This is a genomic window from Selenomonas sp. ND2010 (assembly GCF_000702005.1).
Taxonomy (GTDB): domain Bacteria; phylum Bacillota; class Negativicutes; order Selenomonadales; family Selenomonadaceae; genus Selenomonas_A.
This window is the reverse complement of record NZ_JNKI01000016.1, coordinates 50,644-73,053: the sequence shown is the minus strand read 5'-3', so window position 1 is coordinate 73,053 and position 22,410 is coordinate 50,644. Positions and strand designations below refer to the sequence as shown.

Here is a 22,410-nt window from a genome sequence, read left to right as displayed (position 1 = left end):
GCAGCATTCAGGCAGAAGGAGCCTTTGCCGTGGTAAAAGCGGATATGAGCTTCCGCCGATTTTTAACCCGTGGCAATAAAAATGTCCTTGTGGAAACGATGCTGCTTGCAATGGCTTATAACATTCAAAAGCTGCATTGCAAAATACAGGCAGAAAAGCTTAACCGGCACTTAATCCCTGTGGATAACGCTGCTTAAAAAATCAAAGAGCGCAAGAAACAAAGACGATTTTCAGACCGTCTGGTGTCTTGCGCTCAAAATTCCTGTATTTTGCTCTTACTTTTAAGATATCGTCAAGTTGAAAAGCTAATGGGGCTGTGCATAAGTAATTTCTCACTCATGCAACAGCCCCTTTTCCTTTTATTACACCGTTTGTATCTGCTGTTTCCGTTTTTGCTGGAACAACAGAATAATCACAAAGATGGCGATTCCGACGACGTCTGTCAAAAGTCCCGGTTTAATCATCAAAAGGCCACCAACTACCAGCAGGATGCGTTCCGGCGTACGGCAATGATCCGCCAGATAACCAATCAACGCCGAGGACAGTGCCACCATTCCGATAAGCGCAGTGACTGTCGACAACAGCAGATCTACAGCCGTCCCTTCCATCATCAGGATAACCGGCGACAGCACGAAAATGTAGGGAATGATGAACGCCGCAATAGCCAGCTTCGAAGCATTGACACCCGTTTTCAGCGCATTGCCACCACTTATGCCAGCCCCGGCATAAGCAGCTAATGCCACCGGCGGCGTTACATCGGCAATGATGCCAAAGTAAAACACAAACATATGCGCCGCCAAAACCGGTACGCCCATCTGTACGAGCGCCGGAGCCGCAATCGTCGACGTAATGACATAGTTAGCCGTAGTCGGCACGCCCATACCCAAAATGATCGCCGTAATCATCGTGAAAAACATCGTCGGCAACAACATTCCACCGGACAATTCCAACAGACCAGACGCCAATTTAAGTCCGACACCTGTTTTGGTTACTACACCAATGATAATACCCGCTGCAGCGCAAGCTACCAATACACCCAAGACATTGCGGGCACCTTTTTCCAAGCCACGGACAATCTCAATCGGCTTCATGCGGGTTGACTTGCGAAGGGCCGAGCAGACAATGGACAAAACGATTGCCACCAGCGCAGCCCGCATCGGCGTATACCCTGACACGAGTAAATAGACAATGAGGATCAGCGGTAAAGCCAGATGACCGCGTTCCTTCAAAAGTGTCAGGATTTTGGGCAGCTGATCACGCGGAATCCCCTTGAGGTTCTTACGCTTTGCCTCAAAATGGACGCCCAGCCAAACACCAGCAAAATAGAGCAATGCTGGAACCACAGCCGCTTTGACAATGTCGATATACGGCACACCGACAAATTCTGCCATAAGAAAGGCTGCAGCGCCCATTACTGGCGGCATAAGCTGACCGCCCGTGGAAGCTGCTGCCTCTACAGCGCCAGCAAAGTTCTTATGATACCCAAGCTTTTTCATCATCGGAATCGTAAGCGACCCTGTACCAACGACATTGGCAACCGAACTACCGGATACCGTTCCCATCAAGCCAGAAGACAGCACCGCCACTTTGGCCGGACCACCGCTGGCCCAGCCGGCAATGGCATTGGCCAAATCGATGAAGAATTTCCCCAGCCCCGTAGATTCCAGATATGCTCCAAAGAGGATAAATAAGAAAATAAACGTCGAAGAAACACCCAAAGGAATACCAAAGATCCCCTCGGTCGTAAAATACAGATGGCTGACCAACTGCGAAAGCGTCAGTCCGCGATGGGCCAACACACCCGGCATGTACGGCCCAGCAAAAGCATAGCCCAGGAACACCAAGACTACGCAAACCATCGGCAGTCCTACGACACGACGGGTAGCCTCAATGACCAGCAAAATCCCCACAGCACCTACGACCAAATCGACATCCGAAACGGTACCCGCCCGCAAAACGAGATTCTGAAATTCGTAGATGATATAGGCAGGAGCAGCTGCCCCCAAGACAGCCAACACCAAATCCAATGGGTGAATTTTATGGCGCGACCAAGATTTGCAAGTCGGGTATAAAAGATATACCAACGCCAAGCCAAACCCAAGATGAATACCACGCTGCAGCTGTGCATCCAGCACGCCAAAAGTAGCGGTGTACAGCTGAAATACCGAGAACGCTATGGCAATAGCCGCCACGATTTTCGCCATAAAGCCCGTATACTCCATGGTATCGGACTCTTTATCGAATTCCTTCAGGACGTCCTCGGCTCTCTTTGCTTCAGACTCTTTCATGATAACAAACCCTTTCCTAGTGAATTGACATAGATTTCTACCGGCGTTCCCGGTGGATAAGATTCATAGATACGGTATTCCTGCCCCCCAAGAAAAAGAGTCAGTTTCGTGCCCACCCCTGTTCGGAGTGTAAGCGACGGAAAATGCCGTTCCATATTATCCATGATGTAATAATCCCCTTCCTGCCGAAACTCCCCATCTCCCTCCAGGAACGGAAGTCCGACACCAAAGGATTGATACTTCGTAGAGTGAAGGACAAAACTATGACCATCCTCATCGATCGCCAGATATTCTTCCACCGGCGTTTTCTGTACGGAATGAATGAAGCGAATGGAAAACGCCGTACCAGGTGATGCCTGCATTACTGCCACGCGATTGCCGCCTGCCTTAACAAATAGACACGGCCTGCTGAGAATGTATCCACCGCCCAGCAATAGGAAAAGAACACCAAGCCAAACCATCGGCCGTTTCCACCAACACAATTTTGTCACTTTCCTCTCACGTAATTAGCCTTCCTCAACGATACGGAGGAAGGCTAACTGCTTTACTTATTCCTTGAAGAACTTCTCAGCACCAGTGTTCATCGGCAAGGACATTCCCTTCATCGCACCATCTTTCGTGATGAGCTTGCCAACCGAATGAGCTGCCTGCAGCCGGTCGAGATTCGAGAAGATTGCCTTGGCAATCTCATAACCCAATTTATCATCAACTTTATCCGTAGCAACCAGCATAGCCATAACGGAAATCGTCTGAACTTCCTCATTGAAGCCTGCATACGTTCCTGCCGGAATCGTCGTCTTCGTGTAGAACGGATACTTCGCAATCAGCGCCTCAGCCTTGTCGCTGTCTACCGGCAGCAGTCGAATCTTGTTCTGGGAACTGATATCCTGAACCGATGCCGTTGGATAGCCTGCCGTCAGGAAAGCTGCGTCAACGTTGCCATCCTTGAGGGCACTAGCACCTTCCGCAAAGGACAGGTACTGAACTTCGATGTCATTATAGGTAATTCCATACGCTTCGAGAATCTGGCGGGCGTTTGCCTCAGCACCAGAGCCAGCTGCACCGACTGCCACCTTCTTGCCCTTCAAGTCCTTGATGGATTTGATTCCCGAGCTGTCCAAGGTTACAAACTGGCAAGTCTCTGGATACAGCGTTGCGATACCGCGAATGTTGTCCACTTTCTTATCCTGGAACATTTCCGTACCATTCACGGCATAATAGGTAATATCATTCTGAACAATAGCCAGATCCACCGAGCCATCCTTCAGCATATTGATATTTGCCACGGTAGCACCGGTACTCTGAGCACTGGCGTTCATACCTTTGATATCCTTGTTAAGGATTTCGGCCATTGCACCACCAATGGGATAATACGTACCAGCTGTACCGCCCGTCGCGATATTCAGAAATTTCTTACCGCCGTCATCGCCGCCACAGCCTGTAAGAACTGCTGCCGAAACGACCATAGCCATGCCAATGGCTGCCAACTTCTTGAATTTACCAAAGTCCATACAAACGCCTCCTATGTCCATTTTTGCATACAATATTTTTCATACCACGTATGTAATTATAGCATAGCATATATACATAATCAACAAGCATGATATAAAAAATCTTGTCTTTTGTAAAGTATATCTGTATACATTACACACTCAATCACCCATAAACACTTGCAGGAGTTTTGACAAGGCCTCCTGATCTGTCCCCGCCATGGTTTCCCGTACGGAATGCATCGCGAGAATCGGAACCCCGATATCCATCGTTCGCATGGGTACCAATGCCGAGGCAATCGAGCCCAGCGTTGAGCCGCCGCGGCTGTCACTGCGATTGACAAACTGCTGCCACTTGATACCCTGTGCTTCGCAAAGACCGCGAACCACCGCCACCGCTTCGGCATCACCGGCATAAGACTGGCTGCAAGCCTGCTTCAAGGTAAGCCCCGCCCCCAGCACCGGCCGGACAGCCGGATCCGCTTTATCGGCATAATTGGGATGAACCGCATGGGCTACATCCACCGAGAGAAGGAATCCTGCGGCAATATCCCGCAGCAGGTCTTCCTGGGATTTTCCCAAGGCGGTGTACAAGCGCTCCAGCACCTGCATAAGGACGGCGGACGCCGCCCCCTGCTTCGTGCAGCTCCCCACCTCTTCATTGTCAAAGAGAGCAATCAGCCGGATACCCGTGCCGGTCTCCGCTGCCCCGCAAATTCCATCCAGGCAGGCTTTTACCGAAGTGAGATTATCCAGCCGCGGGGAAGATACCATTTCCTCATGCAAACCTACCGTACAACCATGTTCCACCGGATAAAGGGATAACTCATAGGAAAGGATATCCTCAACGGCTGTACCCAGTTCCTCTGCCAGCCAATCCACGAAAAAAGTCTTGGCATCAGCATCTGCCCCCAAAGATTCCACTCCGCCGAAGACAGCTGCCAGTGGCAGCATATCCGTCTGGACATTGAGTTTTCCTTCATCATTTACCTCCCGGTCCATGTGAATGGCCAAGCTGGGGATTGTCACCAGCGGCCGCTGGAAATCCACGAGACGGATTTCCGGATTAAAGGCATCTTCGCCACGAACCACGATTTTTCCCGCTAATGACAACGGCCGATCCAGCCAAGTGCGCAAAATCAAACCGCCGTATTTTTCTACATTCAATAGGCCGCATTTTTCTTTCACCATACCAGCCTGCGGTTTTAACCGGAAGCAGGGAAAATCCGTATGAGCCGCCGCCATCCGCAGCTGCCCATCGGACTCTCCCACCACGAAGGCCAGCAGCGTCGAATCGTATACCGTCACGAAGTACTTTCCGCCCCGCTCGATCTGCCAGGAATCCGTCAGCGAAAGCTCTCGAAATCCTGCCAGCCGCAGCCGCATCGCACTGGCTTGAACCGTATGGAAGGGCGTTGGGCACTCCGCAACAAAGTCCAGTAATTCTTCCGTTTCAGTATTCATAAAATCAATCCTTTACTAAAAATATGCCACCTGTATTATACCACCTCCTTCATCATACGCCCTGCCACCAGTTCCTGTATCGCCTTGGTTGGGCACTTGGCAAGGCAGGTGGGGGTGTCACAGGTCTTGCAGATTTCCTGATCCACCACGGCCACGAACCGGTCAATCTTGATCGCACCATGTTCGCAGCTGCGCATACAAAGGCCACAGCCAATGCAGGCATTCTGACAGAGTTTCTTCGCCACCGGCCCCCTATCATGCGAACTGCATTCAACCTGTACCGGAACCTCAAAACTCTGAAGGGTCAAAATCGCCTGCGGGCAGGTGGAAACACATTTGCCACACCCCGTGCAGATTGCCTTATCAACGATCGGCAGGCCATCTTCTCCCATGGAAAGCGCCCCAAACGGACAGGCGCGCACGCAGTTGCCAAAACCGATGCAGCCATATTTGCAGCCCTTGGGCCCGCCCTGAATGAGTTTTGCCGCCGCACAGTCATGAATGCCCTCATATCTAGCCGCCATTACCGCAGCCGTTTTCGTACCGCGGCATTTCAGCTGCGCATATTTCGGTTCCGCAGCCTCGGCTTTTTTGCCTGTGAGTTCTGCTACCTTTGCCGCTACTGCCGCCTTGCCCGGCACACAGAGATTGGGCGGTACCGTCTCATCCTCGACAACCGCCTCCGCATATTTCGCACAGCCGGCGAATCCGCAAGCGCCACACTGTCCTTTCGGCAATATATCCTCGACTTCATGGATGAGCGGATTTACCTCCATCGCAAATCTCTTATCCGCCAGTGCCAGCACCACGCCAAAGAAAGTGCCAATCCCCACCAGCACCACAATAATCATAATCGCAGTATTCATCATCTATCACGACCTCCTCACAGCATTCCCGAAAACCCGAGGAACGCCAAGGAAAGCATTCCAGCCAGGATAAAGGCGATGCCAATTCCCTCCAACGGTTTAGGAACATCTGCATAGGCAAGCTTTTCCCGCAGAGATGCCATCAAGATAATCGCCAAGGCAAACCCAAGACCTGAGCCAATCGCAAAAACAATACTCTTGAGCAGGCTATAGCTGTTCTCCACATTGAGAAGCGGCACCGCCAGCACGATACAGTTCGTAGCAATGAGCAGCAGATAAATGCCCCACATATTGTAGAGTGCCGGGGCCTGCTTCTTGATGATGAGCTCCAGCAGCTGCACAAAACTTGCCGTCAGCACGACGAATACAATCGTCGTAAGAAACGTCAGTCCCAAGGGCTGCAGTACAAAAAAGTACACAATCCAAGCGAGGATTGAGCTCATGGTCATAACCGAAGTAACCGCCATGCCCATGCCCACGGAGGCACTGAGATTTTTGGAAATTCCAAAGAAAATGCAAAGCCCCAGAAACTTTGTCAGCACAAAGTTGTTGACGACAACTGCGCCGATAAACAAGGTAAGATATTCTGCCATTACGACTCAGCTCCCTTCATCAACTCCATGCGGCGCGCTTCCTTCGCCTTCTTTTCCTCTACGTGTTTGTTCCAAGTTTTCGTTGCCGCTACCAGATAACCAATCAGGATAAACGCCCCTGGCGGCAGTACCATCATCAGCATCGGATTATAGCCATCGCCAAAGACTGGCATTCCCAGAATCGTCCCAGCACCGACAAGCTCACGGATCACCGAGATAATCAACATGGCCAGCGTAAACCCGCACCCCATACCAAAACCATCCGCAAAGGATTTCACCACACCATGCTTGGACGCATAGACTTCCGCCCGGGCCAAAATGATGGCAAAAACCACCACCAACGCCAAGTAAATTCCCAAGGCCTTATAGAGTTCGGGGAAATACGCCTGCAGGACCAACTGCGCTACCGTGACAATGGTCGCAATCGAAGTGATGTAAACCGGCACGCGCACTTTGGGATTTACCCATTTGCGCACGATAGATACCACCACATTATTCGTTGTAATGACAAAGGTAACCGTAAGCCCCATCGTAAGGCCGTTAATAACGCTCGTAGTGACCGCCAGGGCAGGACAAAGCGACAAGGCAAGGATAAAAATCGGGTTTTCAGCCACCAGGCCTTTGCTGAAGATATTCCACAATTCCTTCATGTCATTTCCCTCCCTGCAAAGCTGCCACTTCCTCGACAGCCTGTTTGACTCCCCGCGTCACTGCCCGCGAGGAAATCGTAGCACCAGTCATCGCCTGAATGTCCTCTTTATCTGCCGGATCTTTGGTAACCGTCAAATGGTCTGCACCCTTTCCTGCAAACTGCTGGCGAAAGGAAGGTTTCTGTGCATTATCCCCGAGTCCCGGCGTCTCATTATGCTCCAGGATGTTGTAATCGATGACTTTCGCATCCGCCGTCACCGCTACCAACAGCTTGATTTTGCCGCCATACCCCTTCGTCTCACTGGGGACGATATAGGCGGTGATCCTGCCGTCCTTTTTCGCGGCAAACCAGCCCTCATGACCGCTCACTTCCTCAAAAGACTCCGCCTCGGGGACCAAAGCCTTCATGGATTCCTGCTTCATCAACTCCGCCTTCTGCGCCGCCACCGGAGCCGTCACGTAATAGACCGAACCAATGACCACGCCAGAGATAAAGCAGGCCATTGCCAGATTCGAAGCAATCTTCACAATCGAATGTTCCTCAGCCATCACTTGTCACCTCCAGCCCCAAAGATACGCGGTTTGGTAAAGCGGTCAATCAGCGGCGTCAACGCATTCATCAAGAGAATCGAATAGCAGACCCCCTCTGGATAACCGCCCACAAGACGAATCAACACCGTAATAGCTCCAGCCCCGATGGCAAAGATAACCTGTCCCTTGACGGTCATCGGAATCGTAACCATATCCGTGGCCATAAAGAAAGCCCCTAGCATCAATCCCCCGGCCATCATATGGAAAAGCGGATCCCCGGAAAACAGCCCTGCGGGACCAAAGACGAAGGTCAATACCCCCACCGTACCAATCATAACTACCGGTACGATCCAATTCACATACCCTTTTCCAATCAGATACAGCCCACCGATAAGCAGTAATACCGTGCTGGTCTCCCCCAATGAACCATTGCGGGTTCCGATAAACATATTCCAATACAGATTAGCCTGTCCGCCAAACGTCGATAACAGCGCATCATACCCCTGCAGCTTGAGGATATTCAGCGGAGTTGCACTGGTCATAGCATCAACACCGGCACCCATATCCTGTATCTTCGTCCAAGTGGTCATTGCCACCGGCCAGGAAACCATCAGCGCCGCCCGGCCAATATGCGCAGGATTGAAAATATTGAATCCCAAACCGCCCATAGACTGCTTGGCAACAACAATGGCCAGCACCGAACCAATGGCCACCATATACGGCGGCAAAACGGGCGACATCGACATAGCCAGCAAAAGCCCTGTTATACAGGCACTGCCATCAAAAGCCGTAACGGGCTGATGCATGGCCCGCTGCCAGATATACTCTGACGCCACCGCAAAGACGACACCGACCACCATATTGATCAGTGCCGGAACCCCAAACCACCAAACGGCAAACGCCGCCGCGGGAAGCAGTGCTGCATTCACGCGCCACATAATCCCCGGAATCGTCTCCCCATCGCGAATATGCGGGGAACTGGAAATCGTATACTCACTCATACCTTCGCCCCCTCTTTCTTCGCCTGTTCTTCCTTGGCTTTCGCCTTGGCCATTTCCGCCCGCACAAAACCTTTGGCGTTGCGAATATACTGCACGATATTCCGTTTGGCCGGACAGACATAAGTGCAGCAGCCGCACTCCACACAGTTCATCAGACCATACGAATCACGGCAGAGGGCAAAATCCTGACGCTTTGACAAGATTGAAAGCATACTGGGCACGAGCCCCATCGGACACGCTTTGACACAGCGGCCACAGCGAATGCAGTTCATCTCCGGGCCATGTTCCGTGAGCTTGCGCGTCAAGGCCAGAATACCCGAAGAGCCCTTCATCACGGGAACTTCATCCGTAAACTGCGCCACCCCCATCATGGGACCGCCTGCCAGCAGTTTATCCGGCTCTTCTTTAAAACCGCCACAAAAGGCAATGACATCGCTATATTTCGTTCCGATGCGCACCCTAAGATTCTTAGGCTCAGCGATTGCATCCCCCGAAACCGTCATAACGCGCTCCGTAAGCGGTACCCCATGTTCCACTGCATCTGCGATAGCCGCCACCGTCCCCACATTCTGCACCACAGCGCCTACATCCATCGGAAGCCCTCCCGGCGGAACCTCCCGATCGGCCAGCACCTTAATCAGCATTTTCTCCGCGCCTTGCGGATATTTCGTTTTGAGAGCCACTACTTCGATTCCTGTTCCTTCACAGGCCTTTTTCATTGTGGCCACAGCCTCAGGCTTGTTATCTTCAATACCGATCACACTGCGCGCAACCCCCAGTACCCGGGCGAGAATCTGTGTCCCCTCCACCACCTTTGTCGGCATCTCCAGCATCAACCGGTAGTCTGCCGTCAAATACGGCTCACACTCCGCACCGTTGAGAATCAAAATATCTACCGGCTTTGACGGTTTCAACTTGATATGTGCAGGGAAGGTCGCGCCGCCCATACCAACTATACCAGCGGACTGAATAGCGTTTAGAATCTCCTCATTCGTCATCGCCGTCCAATTCCGCACCAGCGGCAAGCCGTCCACCCAGCTGTCTTCGCCATCGTTTTCAATGACAACGGCGGGGCAGCTAATGCGGCCCGAATGCGGCCGCTCCTCGATGCGGATGACCTTACCAGATACTGGGGCATGAATATCCGCATGCATGAAAGCCGGACTCGTACCGATAAGCTGCCCTCGCTTCACGAGATCGCCAACCTTCACACATGGCGCACAGGGTGCACCAATATGCTGACTCATCGGCACGACAAGTTCCTTGGGCGCCGGCATCACCTGTATCGGCTGATCCTTTGCCAGCTCCTTGCCATCGTGCGGATGAATCCCGCCAAGAAAACTCCTGAACATGAACAATCACCTCATAGCTCCCTAAAATATCTGAAACGGTCAATCCTCTAAAATCTCGAGAATAACCGGTTTCATCCTTTGTTTCTTTGCCACCTGCCGATCAAACAACTTGATTGCCACCAGCGACAACACGAAAAAAAAGCCAGCGCCGAACTTCGTCCAGAACGCAAACTCTCCACCCACGCCAATCGCCAGCTGCCAGCCGAGCACAGCCCCCACCGCCGCCGCCAAAAGCGGCAGTACAAACACGACAAAAGCCCCAGTTAGCACCTGCGATTCCTGCATGGCAAACCGTACGCGCTGACCAGGTTTGGCCCCGATTCGATTAACGGCTTCTACCATCACATGACGACTGGATGGACAAGCGCCACAGGCCGAACAGTCTGCATGACGCCCCACCTTAATGATGGCCATCCCATCCTGGACTTTCACGATCAAACCTTCTTCCTGTTTCATCCAGCCACCCCCTCTAATTTCCTATTGTCTAGATTCGTTTTTTGTTCCAAATTTCCTTGTTTTTTATCATCTGTGAAAATTTTATTTTATCCAAGCATAAAAAAAAGCCTCCCGTAAACGGAAGACTTTTCCCATTCGTTATTCTGGTTTGAAATACACCACGACACTGCGTCCCTGGTCCACCAACGTATTCGGTGGAATGCTCTGCCCAGTCGCAAAGCCTGAACCTTCGCTTTCGAAAGTCAAGCCCTTGTCGCTGGCAATCCGTGCGACCTCACGAAGGCTCTTCCCCGTGAAATCCGGCATGACAATCATACCATCTGGCACAACGCCCTCGTAACCTTTTATGGGCTTCGGCTGCGGCGTCTTTGGCGGCTCCATGCCCGCAAACGGGTCACTCGAAGGAGCAATCCGCATATAGCGGAACAGCTGAGAGAAAATCCGGCTGGCTACCGGAGCAGCAATCTGACCACCGTAATAGTTGCCTTGACTTGGGTCATCAATCATGACCAACACCGTAAGCTGCGGATCCTCAACTGGCGCAAAACCACAGAACGAGGCAATATAACGCCCCTCCATATACCCGGCACCATCCTCACGGATTTTCTGGGCCGTACCAGTCTTACCGGCAATGCGATAGCCCTTTACGCCAGCCTTCGCACCACCACCGCTGGCTACGACCTGCTCCAAGAGGCCGACAAGCGTCTTATCCGTAGCCGATTCGATCGTGCGGCGAACCTCCTGCGGACCACGCTCCTCATAAACAGAACCATCTGCATTGCGGATTGACTTCACGATATGAGGTTTCAGCAAAACACCATCGTTAGCAATCGCTGACATCGCCGTCACCAGCTGCAGCGGCGTCACCGCGATACTCTGCCCGATCGACATCGTGGCAATATCGGAATCGCGCATCTGCTCGGGGTCAAACAGGATACCGCTTTCCTCGGCTGGCAAATCAATCCCCGTCGCCTCACCAAAGCCGAACTTCTTCGCATAATCCGTAATCTTGTCCGCACCCAAGCGCAAACCTACCTGCGCAAAACCAGTGTTTAAGGACTGCTTGACGACATCGGTAAAGGTAACCGTACCAAAACTCGTACCACTCCAGTTCTGGATGCGGCGCCCCGACACCATGACATACCCTGGATCGACAAAAACCTGATTCGGCGTAACGACTTGCTCCTGCAACGCCGCACCGGCAACCACAGATTTAAACGTCGATCCTGGCTCATAAATAAAGGACACCGCCCGGTTCTTCCAAACCTCTGGCTTGTAATCCCAGAACTTGTTCGGATTATACGACGGGCGCGAAGCCATCGCCAAGACCTCACCAGTCTTCGGATTCATGACGACACAGGTAATGGACTTGGGCTGATTCTCCGCCACCGCCCGATCGAGCTCCTGCTCGACAATGAACTGGATGCCACTATCAATCGTGAGCTCGACCGTCTTGCAGTAATCGCCGCGATAACGACGGCTGCTGGAAAAGATCGAATCGAGAATCGGTCGGTCGCGGCGGTCCGTAGTCAGATACTTCTCCTTGATTTCGCCCTTCAGCAGACTGTCCAGCGCCTGTTCTACGCCATCCAAGCCTTTGTCGTCCGTACCGACAAAGCCCAAGACATTTGCCGCCAGCACGTCATTGGGATAATAGCGCTTCGCCTCATCGCGGAACCCCAGGCAAGTGGAGTAGCCCTTTTCCTTGATGAGTGCCCGCACAGCTTCGTACTCCGACTGCTCCATGCGGCGCTTGACCCAAACGAAACCACCGCCCACGGCAATATCATCGAGAACATCCTGCTCCGTTTTCTCAATGAGCGGTGCCAAATCTGCCGCCAACGTCTGCGGATCCTCCACATGATTCGGATCCACATACAGGGATTTGGTCATGGTACTTACTGCCAGCTCACGTCCGTTGCGGTCGATAATCGCCCCGCGCGGCGACTGGATAGCATAATCATGCCCCACCTGACTTTTCATGCGCTCCGAAAGCTCATTTCCCTGTACCAACTGCAGCCAGCCATAACGCAAAACGACTATTCCCAAAATAAAAAGCATAAACATCGCGAGGCCGGTAATATTCTTTTGCGTCTCGTACCGTCTCTTCTTCATTCCTCTATATCACTCCTGTCGCTGCACGACATACTTACCGAAATTATACTACATATATCATACCACAAAAAAACCTCCCCCTAAAGGGGAAGGCTTCTATTACCAGTGATACTTCTCACCGCGATTGATTTTAAAACAACGATAAATCTGCTCGACCAGCAAGAGCCGCACCATCTGATGCGTAAACGTCAACTGGGAAAAACTCAGCCGCTCATCCGCAGCCGCCCGGACCTCTTTTGACAACCCAAAGGCACCACCGATCAAAAACGTGATATTGCTGCGCCCCTGAACCCCTAATCGGTCCAGCTTCTCCGCGAGCTTTTCCGATGGCATCTCCTTGCCGAACACATCGAGCACAAAGAGGAAACTCCCTGCGGGCACGAGCTTCAAGAGCTTTTCGCCCTCCTTCTGCAGCACCTGCTCCTTTTCCGCCGCCGATGGCTCATCGGGCATCTTTTCCTCGTGGATTTCCTTTATCTCTACCTGAGCAAAGGGACGGAGCCGCTTCATGAACTCCGCAATCCCCGCACTCAGATACTTTTCCTTGATTTTGCCTGCACAGACAATGGTAATCTTCATCAATTCTTATCCTGCGGCATTTCCTCGAGAACGACATCGACATTCTTCTGCTTGCCATTGCGGTCAAAGGTTACCTTTACCGTATCGCCGACCTTATGCTCGGCAATCTTCGCACGAAGATCCTGGACACTGTTCGTCTCCTGGCCATCGAGTTTCAGGATGATATCGCCGCGCTGGAGGCCAGCTTTGCCGCTCGGGCCATTCAAGGTCAGCTGGAATACGTAGACGCCCTTATCGATGTTGAGCTGGTAGCCATAGCGGGCAGCCGTCTGGGGGTCAAACACCGATACGCCAAGGTACGGACGAGCTACATAACCCTTATCCATGATTTCGTTGATGACATTCTGTACCGTATTGATCGGAATGGAGAAGCCCATGCCCTCGACGCCGTTAGCTGCTACCTTGGCGCTGTTGATGCCGATGACCTCACCATCCGCATTGACCAAAGCACCGCCAGAATTACCAGGATTGATTGCCGCATCCGTCTGCAGCAGTTTCACGCGCTTATCGCTGATATCGAGCGTACGGTTCAGGGCACTGATGACGCCACTCGTAACACTGCCCTGGAACTCCAGCCCCATCGGATTGCCGATAGCAATAGCCGGCTCACCGACAACAATCTTATCCGAATCCCCGAACTTTGCAGTCGGCAGCTTGCCATCATCTACGCGAACAACCGCCAAATCCGTCATCTCGTCAGCACCGATCAGCTTCCCTTTGAGCGTGCGGCCATCCGCCAGCGAAACGATAAGCTCCTTGGCATTGCTGATGACGTGATTATTCGTCACAATATAGCTCTTGCCACCATCATTCTTGAAGATAACACCAGAACCAACGCCCTCAGTTTCCACCGGATTGTTGAACCAATCACGGGCCACCGCTTTATTCGTGATGCCGACCACCGTCGGGCCGACAGTCTTGGCGGCGCGAACGACCGGCGTATTGCGCGCATCCGACAGCGTCTGATTGCTTGCCGCCTGCTGAACCGCAGCCGAGCTGGAAGAAGACGATCCATTATCCGCCTGTCCTGCCGAACATCCCGAAAACGAAACGACTGACATAGCCACCATCAAAGCAGCCACCAAATTCTTCTTTTTCTTATTATTCATAGACTTAAAGAACGATTTCATAAAAATCCCTCCAACGAAATAATTATCCCGATACAGTCTCAGTCTGACTTGTCATAATAATCTCCTGCTGGATTCCCTGCTTCGCTAGAATCATCTGCACCGTGTCTCTCGCCAAATCCGGCCGGTTATTCTCCTCCGACAAATGTGCCAAAAACACCTTGCGCGGGCGCCGTTTCATCCGGGCAATCGCCCAAGCCGCATCCGAATTGGCCAAATGGCCACGGTTCGAAAGAATACGCCGCTTCAAGGGCCAAGGATAAGCACCCTTTTTTAGCACCTCCGGATCATGATTGGCTTCCAGCACCAACAGGTCGGCTCCCTCAATAGCAGACTGAACATTCGCCGTGACAAATCCAAGATCCGTTGCCAGCGCCATGCACTGCGAACCCTGTATTCGATACCCAACAGGATCAGCCGCATCATGCGACGTCGAAAACGGCACCACCGTCACCCCCGCCAATTTGAACCCTGAATCCACCGGACAAATACATTCTGGGGGAAGCTGTGCACGACAGCTCATGTGCTCAAACGTCGCTCGCCGCGAGAAAATTGGCAGGTGATACCACTTCGACAATGTCGCCAGTCCCGCAATATGATCGCGATGCTCATGGGTAATCAACACGCCATCAAGACTAGCCGCATCAATGCCCTGTGCCAAAAGTGCCTTCTTGATTCGCGTTGCGCTAATCCCTGCATCCAGCAGCAATCGGCACCCATCCATTTCCACATAGACGGCATTTCCCTTACTGCCACTGGCCAACACCGAAACCTGCATATACCTGCTAACTCCTATCCTAATCGTTGATTCTGAAAACCATCTGCAAAAAAACCGGTGCCAAAGCACCGGGCACAAAACCTATTATACACGTTTCCCATCACGCTGTCATGCACGGGAACCACCTTTGCCCCTAAACACGCCTAGACATACCGAATGGCAATCGGCACTAGTTCCTGCATGCTATGCACTACTTGATCCGTGTTGATTACATGAATCTTTTTCCCGTTTCGTATTTATCCATAGATACGTTTTATATTTTCGCCAAAATCTATAAACGCTGGAATATACTCTGCAATAATCTTATCTACCAGCCGCTTGGCCGCTTCGCCATCATAAATATGTGTCATATCATTCCGATCCCGAAGCATCGAAAGCCATACTTCCTCATCCAAAAAATCATAGATCACATACGCAGCTTTTATAATCGCTCGTGGCGATCCCGTCATTCCCTCACGACGCCCCTCATACTGCATAAGTTCCTTCATAAGTTTCCAGCCGAGCTCAAACTGAATAAAAAATTTATCAATCACACCGCTAATAATGAAGTCGTTAGTCAGATCCTGCTTCGATGCCTGTGCTAATACCCGCAAATTGCTACTATAATTTTCATACTTTTTCATAAATCGTCACCCCATCACGCGTAATTTCCTGAAGCAATTCCTGTGAGTAATCATACCTGTCCATATCTAAAATATCAAACATCAGCAAAGTCCAAACTTTCTCATCAACATCTAACGAAAAATTCGTAAAGTCTGCACAACCATAAACTGCTAAATCTACGTCACTTTTCGGATGGTTATCCCCCCGAGCTCGCGACCCGAACAAAACAACCCGCTGAACATCATACGCTTCAGCCAGTTCCTTTATCCCCGCAATAACCTTTTCTGGCAAATCCATTCCAATCACTCCGTCATCCGCCGATACCACAATTGCATAAACTGCTCATACTCGGGTATTTGCTCTGCTAATTTTATGGCCAATTCCTCATCATAAGTATGCGCAGTAAGATTGCGTGCATCGACCATCTTCAATGCCAACACCGTTTCTTCGTCTGAAAATACCTTCACATCACGCAACGCACGGATTACAGCCTTAGGCGAAGCAACATCCAAGCCCTCTGCATCACGCAAATAATCCCTGCCACACTTCCACATGATTTCAAAACAAAACGCAAACCGCTGAATCAAGCCGTCTCGTTCCATCTCTGAGAGTTGTTCCTTCGTAACAGCCTCGTGAAGTTTCGCCAATGCTCGTGAAGCAATTGCAAAACGCTTTGTTATTTCCATTGAATACCATCCTTCCGTATTTCCTGCAAAAGCGTTTGAGAAGCCTGTTGCATATCCACCACATCGACGCGGTAAGGAATCGTCGACTGCTACTAAAAACATAGACAAAAGTGTTTATGTCTTAGAAAAATTCCTTGTTCATTGTGCTCGCTCTCGCCGTCCCGAAGGGCAAGCTACTAGCGTTTGCATAGCACTCCGAAGGCGTTGCCATCACACTCCTTGCTACGCAAGGAGGAATGTCTGTTCCCGACTAGCCATCGGTACATTTATCGGAACTTTTGTTATTAAGCACCCCGATATTCTTTAGCATCCCGCAAATTAAGCGAAGCATTGTAATCTCTATCCGCCATATAACCACATTCAGGGCAAACATACACTCTGTCTTTGAGTTTCAGACCTTTGTGTATATGCCCGCAAGAATGACAGGTTTTTGAGCTGGGGTAGTATCTGTCAACTTCCCGAAATTCAATGCCTATTATCTCTGCTTTGCGTTTCAGCTTGGCTAACAGATGATTGAATCTCTGCGCCGCTACGGCTTTTGCCAGATGCCGATTCTTCATCATGCCTTTAACATTCAAATCTTCCACAGTAATGAAGCGTGGTTTTTGCTTCACGATTTCGTGGACAGTTTTGTTTTCGTAATCTTCTCGGATTCTTGTTATACGCTGATGAAGTTTTTGTACCTTTAGCTTTTGCTTTTCTATGTTTGCAGAGGCAGTAGCAGTCTTACCACCTTTCTTTTTCCTAAACTCATATTTACGGCTAAGGCACCTCTGCTCTCTCCGAAGCCGTTTCTCCAGTCTTTTGACCTTCGAACTCTTATTGATATTCTTGAAGACTTTCCCATCACTGACGATAGCAAGATCTTTCACGCCTAAATCTATGCCTACACCAGCTGTTACGGTATGATACGATGCTTCCAAATCCTTGTTATGCTTGGATTTTTCATCAATATCTACCACAACGGAGACATAAAACCGTCCAGCCACATAAGATACTGTACCATTGGTGACTTTAGCACCCACAGGCAAATAGCCAAACTCTTTAAGCCGGACTTGCTTTAGTGTAGGTATCATCAGCTTGTGCCGCCATATCGTCCAGTCCCCTTTGTTGTTTTTCGGAAAATACAGTTTCACATCCTGATTCGCCTTTTTCTTGAAGTTCGGATAGCCCGATATACCAGAGAAGAAACGCCGAAAAGCTTGATCGGCGTTGCGTAAGGCTTTCTTACGTGCCTTAGAGCCGCACTGGTCAATCCAAGGCAATTCTATCTTCAGCTTATGATTTACGTACTTGTCGAAGTCATTGGCAGTAACAAAATATTTCTGCTTCTCGTCAAGCATGCCACGCTGATACATCTTGTATAAGCGGCGGTTATAGGCTATGTACTGATTATATAAGAATCTAGCCACACCGATAGAACGAATGATTTTTATTTCTTGTTCTTTAGTTGGGGCTATCTCCGTTTTGAACGCCTTTAGCAATAGACTCATCCCCTTCAATCTGCTTTTTGTATTTCCGTAAGCCATACAGCCTGCAAGAAAATACGTGAAGAATACTTACTATATCCTGTACCAGTTCTTCGTGCGGAGACAGTTTCTCATTTTTCACGACAACTATTTCCACGTTGAACTTGTTGCAGAATTTCTCAAACCAGTCAAAGCCAAATCGTACAAATCTATCCTTGTGTGATACAAGAATCATTTTAATTTTGTTTTCCATGACTTCGTTTAGAAGCTGATTCCATTTCTTGCGGTTATAATTCAGGCCGCTTCCATAATCCCTGATAATTTCATCAACTATGAGTCCTTTGGCATTGACATATTGCTGAAGAAAGTCCACTTGATTCTCTAAGTCGTCAGTTTGATTTTTGGTCGACACCCTCGTATAAATGACTATCTTACGGGAATCAGCGTCTTTGCCAATACCTTTAAACTGTAAATACTGGTCGTAAGTATAATATCTTCGATTTGTGGGGGTTCTGTTTGCTACAAGCGTTTTCTCTCTGTCCCAGCGTTGAAGTGTCTTGACTGTGACATTAAGAAGTTCAGCAAACTCTTTAGGCTTGTAATTTGTGATATTTGATGTATTCATGGCTTCAATCCTCCATAAACACATTATGTCACTAATATACACTTTTGTTTATGAAATTAGTTACTTAAAGTTTCTCCCATTTGCGTCCTGACAAAACCACACATTCCCTGTCACAACGTATCGTAATTTACAAACGAAAATTCCCCTTGGCAATATTTACCGTGCGCATTTTACCTGCAAAATCATCCACATCCTAAAATAGATAGCCATGTATATCTTTTAACCCTGCAAAGGTTCCAACTTCGAAACAATCCAATATTTTTTGTCATATAATTCCAAATCCCGCTTTTTCGTCAAGCGTTTCTCTTCATGTGCCAGCTCAATAGAATCCATGATTCCCAGCTTATTTTGCAGAGCCATCATACGCCCCCACTTTCCTAATCCGTGTGATGATTCAATTCCACTTTTCTCGTATACGAATAGCCCCTGTACTCATAACAAACACAGGGGCTATCGTTTGTCTGGGGGTACGATCAAAAATCGATTCCCAGATTGCTCTATATTCATTATATCAAATAAATCGGCACCATCAAGGAACAAACATTTGTTGTGTATACGTTTGTGCTAGTTTATCACACTCTCTTACCTCTTCCAGCATCGTCAAGCAGTTCAGGATGACGCACAAGCCACCCCGTAAGCTCACACCAGGCATCACGTTCCTCACGGAACTGCTCTTTATCGCGCTCAAATGGCAACAATTCTTCTGCAACAGCCAATTGCTGAGCTAAACTATCCCGATAGTCACCAATCCTATCCCTAGTCATCCAACAATAAGGCGTAACTACATGATCTATAGGCTCCGTCAACGGCTTAGCAATAGAATAATACTCAAATCCTTTTGGGGCAATCAATTCCAAAATAGTCGGCATAATATTCATATGCCCACCAATCGTATTGCCAGCCAGCATATCCGTGGTAAGCTCCGGATGCGACATCGCAAAAGAGGTAAGAACCGTCTCTCGCAGATTGGGTTCCGTACGCTTTACTACACCGCACTTAAACGGTATAAGTCCTGTCGTATGGTCTCCAGTAACCACAAACAAGCTATCCGGATATACAGCCTGCATCTCTTCCACGAACTTAATCAGTGCCTGATCCGCATACCAAATGCCGGCCATCTGCTTCATCATCTTGCCATTTTTCAGTAAAGACTCCGGCGCATCGGACATGACTTTTGACGCATCAAAACCATACTTTTCATACGGCATATTATACGGACCATGGTTTGATGTTGTATAAAGAAAATGAAAAACCGGCTGTTCCCCATCGTCCTGACGTATCAATTCAGCAGCCTGCTCAAGGAAAATATGGTCATACACCCCAAGCCAAGTCTTTGGCGAACCCTGCGGACAGAAATCAGGGCCACCATGCCAAGCATCAAAACCAATAGCCGGCACAAAATGTTCCAAACTCCCCCAATTAAGCCCGCCACCATACCAAAATTCCGTCCGATAGCCAAGTCTTTTTAGCTGCAACGGCAACGATATAGGCATATTCCCATACCAAAACGCCTTGTTCTCGTTAAGCTCCATATCAGCATCATATACTCCGGCCAGCAAACTGACTAACGATGGCTGGGAAATCATCCCTGCTGGCAAAAAATTATCTATGGCCAGCGTATGTGCCTGACTACGGTAACGCCGGCTGGCTGACATCAGATTCAGGTACTCATATGGAGCATCAAACGGGGCTTGTCCATGACTCTCTGCTAACAAAAAGAAAATATGTTTAGGCTTGCTTATCCGTGCCCCTTTCGCATGATGTGAAAAAGGTGCCCACATGTCCTCCTGGAAAATCTGCGGCGACGGCATAATCGGATTCAATACTTCCATTGCCTCCGCATCGGAATGCCTCAGTGCATCGCTTACTTCGCGCTTGCACGCCAGTTCAAAAGCAATCAAATCATCAACCGTAGCCTTGCCCATAAACATATCATTTTTTACGATTGGCGGGACCTCATCCCACTCTGGTTTCTGTCGATGACGCAAAGTACCACCATACCGCAGCCAATAAAAAAACAGTACAGCAACCAAGAACACTACCGTATTAACTCCATACTGCAGCCATGATGACGAAACCGATAGGTACGGCAGACTCGGCAGCCGCAACAAGCAGCTGCCAGCCTCCCAGCTCAGCCAAGTATAAGGAATATAGCCTAGAAGAATCCAGGCACCATGGTTCTGATGGAAGAAAATATCAGCAAAATTCTTCTTATCTGCATTGCGTCCCAGCTTCATGGTCGCATTAAACGTATCATGAAAATGATAATAGAAAATCATCTTTCCCATAAATGCCGTATACAAAACCATCAAATACGCCGTCACACCTACCAAACGAACAGAGTCACTAAAAGCATAATAGGACGGTATAAATGCCGCTGGCAAAGAAACCAACACCAAAAGATACAGATACACATAAGCATTGAAATCCATGCCCCACCAAAAACCATAGCGGAAACACGTAAACCACTTACGCCACTCGCCTACAGGACTCTTTTTCGGCCCATAAACCAATATGAACGCCAACCGAAAAAGCGCACAAGCCGCTGGAGCCAACAGCACCAGCTTAATATCCTGCTGTATCCCTGCCCAAAACAACGAAAACATTAATAACCTCCTACCTTACATAGTAAGCACTAATCGAATACGTTTTACTTCATAACCGCATTATTGTTCATCAACCATTGTGTAAGTGAGTTTCTACGCAAATGCATCCCATCAATAAAATCTTTATCCTCCAACCCCATTTCTGATGGATTATAATTTCCTAATACAACAATACCATGCTCTTTCGCAAAATCAGTAAAGAACTCTTGCGCAGCAAATACCTCCGCATACTTTTGATTTTCTTGTAAACAATCGTATACATAAGGATGATATGGAGGAAAGAAAAAAACGACCCTATAACCTTGCTTAATAATATTTTCGATCCAAAGCTCAAACTGTTTTTTTAAATTTTCATCCAACTCGTTATAATTCTCTATCTGATAAATTTTCCCCGACACATATTTATGCGCTTCAGTTTTAGCATCTAATGCATTATCCTTTTGGGACCATATTCTTGAGCCATCAGGAAGCAACAAACTATCTCCAGCTGCAATATCATCTATGTCAACGCACACATTTAAGGATTTTCTTGCAGACCTCCATTTTTTATATGACTCTCTAGTATAACTTATAGAAAAAAGCTGATTCACTTTATTAAAATCTATAGAAGTCTTCTCTAATTCTCCCCAATCTTGTAACGCATCCTCATAACTATCAGCCAATCTTTTCCATCTGTCATCACCACTATTAGCATTTAACACCCAAGGATCTAGCCCAATGATAATCGTTTTGCTTTTTGAACTGACTTCGCTTTTTTGATAAAGCCACCACAACGCAATATCATCTTGCAACCCTGCTCCAGAAACCGCCAAGTTCATTATCCTGCATTTATTATCAAATGCTTCAACACCGATTCCCATAACACGGCTAGATCCAAATACCACCACTTCAGGATTATTCCGTTGTGTACTTATCATACTTTTCCTGAATAATCTTTCATCATAATTACCCGATACAACAATGTTATCGCCATCAGCCAAAGCCTCTGTAAATGCTTGATAATGATCTTCCTTAGAAAATATCTCTGCTGGATCCTGCCAATAATTAAACATACCTACTGCCGACAGTATCACTAATACTGACAATAGCGTACTCACAACATATGTTTTTTCCCTCATCAACAGCCTATC

Annotated in this window: 24 protein-coding genes; 1 reads left to right on the top strand and 23 read right to left on the bottom strand. The window is 49.0% G+C overall.

The features are described from left to right. Positions 1 to 197, top strand: a 197-nt coding sequence (locus T504_RS0107635) for a transposase (protein WP_033170474.1), incomplete at its 5' end; no start/stop codon positions are given. 165 nt (positions 198 to 362) lie between these two features. Here the strand turns inward: T504_RS0107635 and T504_RS0107630 are convergent. The 23 genes from T504_RS0107630 to T504_RS0107525 all read right to left on the bottom strand — a co-directional run bounded on the left by T504_RS0107630 (position 363) and on the right by T504_RS0107525 (position 22,401). Further along, a complete protein-coding gene (locus T504_RS0107630) occupies positions 363 to 2,288 on the bottom strand; it encodes a TRAP transporter permease (RefSeq protein ID WP_033170473.1) in 1,926 nt (641 codons plus the stop codon). Then, complete coding sequence (locus T504_RS0107625) at positions 2,285 to 2,749, bottom strand: DUF1850 domain-containing protein (protein ID WP_033170472.1); 465 nt, start codon at positions 2,747 to 2,749, stop codon at positions 2,285 to 2,287. The genes T504_RS0107630 and T504_RS0107625 overlap by 4 nt, the downstream gene beginning before the upstream one ends. An 87-nt stretch (positions 2,750 to 2,836) precedes the next feature. Next, on the bottom strand, positions 2,837 to 3,799 hold the full coding sequence (locus T504_RS0107620; RefSeq protein WP_033170471.1) for a TAXI family TRAP transporter solute-binding subunit: 963 nt from the start codon (positions 3,797 to 3,799) through the stop codon (positions 2,837 to 2,839). Positions 3,800 to 3,940: 141 nt separating this feature from the next. Beyond that, positions 3,941 to 5,242 carry a M18 family aminopeptidase gene (locus T504_RS0107615; RefSeq protein ID WP_033170470.1) on the bottom strand — a complete coding sequence of 434 codons (1,302 nt, stop codon included), beginning with the start codon at positions 5,240 to 5,242 and terminating at the stop codon, positions 3,941 to 3,943. A gap of 35 nt (positions 5,243 to 5,277) precedes the next feature. Next, positions 5,278 to 6,111: an RnfABCDGE type electron transport complex subunit B gene (gene rnfB / locus T504_RS0107610; RefSeq protein WP_033170469.1), complete on the bottom strand. Its 834-nt coding sequence runs from the start codon at positions 6,109 to 6,111 to the stop codon at positions 5,278 to 5,280. A 14-nt stretch (positions 6,112 to 6,125) separates the two neighbouring features. Then, positions 6,126 to 6,701, bottom strand: coding sequence for an electron transport complex protein RnfA (locus T504_RS0107605; RefSeq protein ID WP_033170468.1), 576 nt, complete (start codon positions 6,699 to 6,701; stop codon positions 6,126 to 6,128). Beyond that, positions 6,701 to 7,351: an electron transport complex subunit RsxE gene (rsxE, locus tag T504_RS0107600; protein ID WP_033170467.1), complete on the bottom strand. Its 651-nt coding sequence runs from the start codon at positions 7,349 to 7,351 to the stop codon at positions 6,701 to 6,703. Before rsxE ends, T504_RS0107605 begins: the two co-directional genes overlap by 1 nt. 1 nt (position 7,352) lies before the next feature. Beyond that, complete coding sequence (locus T504_RS0107595; protein WP_033170466.1) at positions 7,353 to 7,901, bottom strand: RnfABCDGE type electron transport complex subunit G; 549 nt, start codon at positions 7,899 to 7,901, stop codon at positions 7,353 to 7,355. Then, positions 7,901 to 8,884, bottom strand: a complete 984-nt coding sequence (locus tag T504_RS0107590) for an RnfABCDGE type electron transport complex subunit D (RefSeq protein WP_033170465.1) — start codon at positions 8,882 to 8,884, stop codon at positions 7,901 to 7,903. The genes T504_RS0107595 and T504_RS0107590 overlap by 1 nt, the downstream gene beginning before the upstream one ends. Then, complete coding sequence (gene rsxC / locus T504_RS0107585; RefSeq protein WP_033170464.1) at positions 8,881 to 10,236, bottom strand: electron transport complex subunit RsxC; 1,356 nt, start codon at positions 10,234 to 10,236, stop codon at positions 8,881 to 8,883. The genes T504_RS0107590 and rsxC overlap by 4 nt, the downstream gene beginning before the upstream one ends. A 39-nt stretch (positions 10,237 to 10,275) precedes the next feature. Continuing rightward, positions 10,276 to 10,692 carry a SoxR reducing system RseC family protein gene (locus T504_RS0107580; RefSeq protein ID WP_033170463.1) on the bottom strand — a complete coding sequence of 139 codons (417 nt, stop codon included), beginning with the start codon at positions 10,690 to 10,692 and terminating at the stop codon, positions 10,276 to 10,278. Between the two features lie 138 nt (positions 10,693 to 10,830). Then, a complete protein-coding gene (locus T504_RS0107575) occupies positions 10,831 to 12,807 on the bottom strand; it encodes a penicillin-binding protein (RefSeq protein WP_033170462.1) in 1,977 nt (658 codons plus the stop codon). A 99-nt stretch (positions 12,808 to 12,906) separates the two neighbouring features. Then, positions 12,907 to 13,386, bottom strand: a complete 480-nt coding sequence (rlmH, locus tag T504_RS0107570) for a 23S rRNA (pseudouridine(1915)-N(3))-methyltransferase RlmH (protein ID WP_033170461.1) — start codon at positions 13,384 to 13,386, stop codon at positions 12,907 to 12,909. Beyond that, positions 13,386 to 14,495: a S1C family serine protease gene (locus tag T504_RS0107565; protein ID WP_033170483.1), complete on the bottom strand. Its 1,110-nt coding sequence runs from the start codon at positions 14,493 to 14,495 to the stop codon at positions 13,386 to 13,388. Before T504_RS0107565 ends, rlmH begins: the two co-directional genes overlap by 1 nt. 43 nt (positions 14,496 to 14,538) lie before the next feature. Next, complete coding sequence (locus T504_RS0107560) at positions 14,539 to 15,291, bottom strand: MBL fold metallo-hydrolase (protein ID WP_033170460.1); 753 nt, start codon at positions 15,289 to 15,291, stop codon at positions 14,539 to 14,541. 236 nt (positions 15,292 to 15,527) lie between these two features. Further along, positions 15,528 to 15,914: an HI0074 family nucleotidyltransferase substrate-binding subunit gene (locus T504_RS0107555; protein WP_033170459.1), complete on the bottom strand. Its 387-nt coding sequence runs from the start codon at positions 15,912 to 15,914 to the stop codon at positions 15,528 to 15,530. Further along, entirely contained in the window at positions 15,901 to 16,191 is a 291-nt protein-coding gene (locus T504_RS0107550) for a nucleotidyltransferase family protein (protein ID WP_033170458.1), read from the bottom strand. Before T504_RS0107550 ends, T504_RS0107555 begins: the two co-directional genes overlap by 14 nt. A 5-nt stretch (positions 16,192 to 16,196) precedes the next feature. After that, positions 16,197 to 16,580 carry an HI0074 family nucleotidyltransferase substrate-binding subunit gene (locus tag T504_RS0107545; RefSeq protein WP_033170457.1) on the bottom strand — a complete coding sequence of 128 codons (384 nt, stop codon included), beginning with the start codon at positions 16,578 to 16,580 and terminating at the stop codon, positions 16,197 to 16,199. Between the two features lie 284 nt (positions 16,581 to 16,864). Further along, the gene (locus tag T504_RS0107540; protein WP_197018695.1) at positions 16,865 to 18,073 is read right to left on the bottom strand and encodes an RNA-guided endonuclease InsQ/TnpB family protein; all 1,209 of its coding nucleotides are present in this window, start codon (positions 18,071 to 18,073) and stop codon (positions 16,865 to 16,867) included. Beyond that, complete coding sequence (locus T504_RS0107535; protein WP_156033494.1) at positions 18,027 to 18,659, bottom strand: IS607 family transposase; 633 nt, start codon at positions 18,657 to 18,659, stop codon at positions 18,027 to 18,029. Before T504_RS0107535 ends, T504_RS0107540 begins: the two co-directional genes overlap by 47 nt. Before the next feature lie 234 nt (positions 18,660 to 18,893). After that, on the bottom strand, positions 18,894 to 19,037 hold the full coding sequence (locus T504_RS14785) for a hypothetical protein (RefSeq protein WP_231473878.1): 144 nt from the start codon (positions 19,035 to 19,037) through the stop codon (positions 18,894 to 18,896). A 209-nt stretch (positions 19,038 to 19,246) separates the two neighbouring features. After that, positions 19,247 to 21,280, bottom strand: a complete 2,034-nt coding sequence (locus T504_RS0107530; protein WP_033170454.1) for an LTA synthase family protein — start codon at positions 21,278 to 21,280, stop codon at positions 19,247 to 19,249. A gap of 44 nt (positions 21,281 to 21,324) precedes the next feature. Continuing rightward, positions 21,325 to 22,401: a hypothetical protein gene (locus T504_RS0107525; RefSeq protein ID WP_156033488.1), complete on the bottom strand. Its 1,077-nt coding sequence runs from the start codon at positions 22,399 to 22,401 to the stop codon at positions 21,325 to 21,327. Between the last annotated feature and the right edge of the window lie 9 nt (positions 22,402 to 22,410).

Excerpts from the sequence above, each read along its gene's own strand:
- T504_RS0107625 (WP_033170472.1), bottom strand. The coding sequence starts at position 2,749 with ATGGTTTGGCTTGGTGTTCTTTTCCTATTGCTGGGCGGTGGATACATT.
- rsxE (WP_033170467.1), bottom strand. The coding sequence starts at position 7,351 with ATGAAGGAATTGTGGAATATCTTCAGCAAAGGCCTGGTGGCTGAAAAC.
- T504_RS0107575 (WP_033170462.1), bottom strand. The coding sequence starts at position 12,807 with ATGAAGAAGAGACGGTACGAGACGCAAAAGAATATTACCGGCCTCGCG.
- rnfB (WP_033170469.1), bottom strand. The coding sequence starts at position 6,111 with ATGATGAATACTGCGATTATGATTATTGTGGTGCTGGTGGGGATTGGC.
- T504_RS0107545 (WP_033170457.1), bottom strand. The coding sequence starts at position 16,580 with ATGGAAATAACAAAGCGTTTTGCAATTGCTTCACGAGCATTGGCGAAA.
- T504_RS0107595 (WP_033170466.1), bottom strand. The coding sequence starts at position 7,901 with ATGGCTGAGGAACATTCGATTGTGAAGATTGCTTCGAATCTGGCAATG.
- T504_RS0107615 (WP_033170470.1), bottom strand. The coding sequence starts at position 5,242 with ATGAATACTGAAACGGAAGAATTACTGGACTTTGTTGCGGAGTGCCCA.
- T504_RS14785 (WP_231473878.1), bottom strand. The coding sequence starts at position 19,037 with ATGATGGCTCTGCAAAATAAGCTGGGAATCATGGATTCTATTGAGCTG.
- T504_RS0107560 (WP_033170460.1), bottom strand. The coding sequence starts at position 15,291 with ATGCAGGTTTCGGTGTTGGCCAGTGGCAGTAAGGGAAATGCCGTCTAT.
- T504_RS0107630 (WP_033170473.1), bottom strand. The coding sequence starts at position 2,288 with ATGAAAGAGTCTGAAGCAAAGAGAGCCGAGGACGTCCTGAAGGAATTC.
- T504_RS0107540 (WP_197018695.1), bottom strand. The coding sequence starts at position 18,073 with ATGAGTCTATTGCTAAAGGCGTTCAAAACGGAGATAGCCCCAACTAAA.
- T504_RS0107550 (WP_033170458.1), bottom strand. The coding sequence starts at position 16,191 with ATGGATTTGCCAGAAAAGGTTATTGCGGGGATAAAGGAACTGGCTGAA.
- T504_RS0107530 (WP_033170454.1), bottom strand. The coding sequence starts at position 21,280 with ATGTTTTCGTTGTTTTGGGCAGGGATACAGCAGGATATTAAGCTGGTG.
- T504_RS0107580 (WP_033170463.1), bottom strand. The coding sequence starts at position 10,692 with ATGAAACAGGAAGAAGGTTTGATCGTGAAAGTCCAGGATGGGATGGCC.
- T504_RS0107590 (WP_033170465.1), bottom strand. The coding sequence starts at position 8,884 with ATGAGTGAGTATACGATTTCCAGTTCCCCGCATATTCGCGATGGGGAG.
- T504_RS0107555 (WP_033170459.1), bottom strand. The coding sequence starts at position 15,914 with ATGAAAAAGTATGAAAATTATAGTAGCAATTTGCGGGTATTAGCACAG.
- T504_RS0107565 (WP_033170483.1), bottom strand. The coding sequence starts at position 14,495 with ATGAATAATAAGAAAAAGAAGAATTTGGTGGCTGCTTTGATGGTGGCT.
- rlmH (WP_033170461.1), bottom strand. The coding sequence starts at position 13,386 with ATGAAGATTACCATTGTCTGTGCAGGCAAAATCAAGGAAAAGTATCTG.
- T504_RS0107620 (WP_033170471.1), bottom strand. The coding sequence starts at position 3,799 with ATGGACTTTGGTAAATTCAAGAAGTTGGCAGCCATTGGCATGGCTATG.
- rsxC (WP_033170464.1), bottom strand. The coding sequence starts at position 10,236 with ATGTTCAGGAGTTTTCTTGGCGGGATTCATCCGCACGATGGCAAGGAG.
- T504_RS0107605 (WP_033170468.1), bottom strand. The coding sequence starts at position 6,701 with ATGGCAGAATATCTTACCTTGTTTATCGGCGCAGTTGTCGTCAACAAC.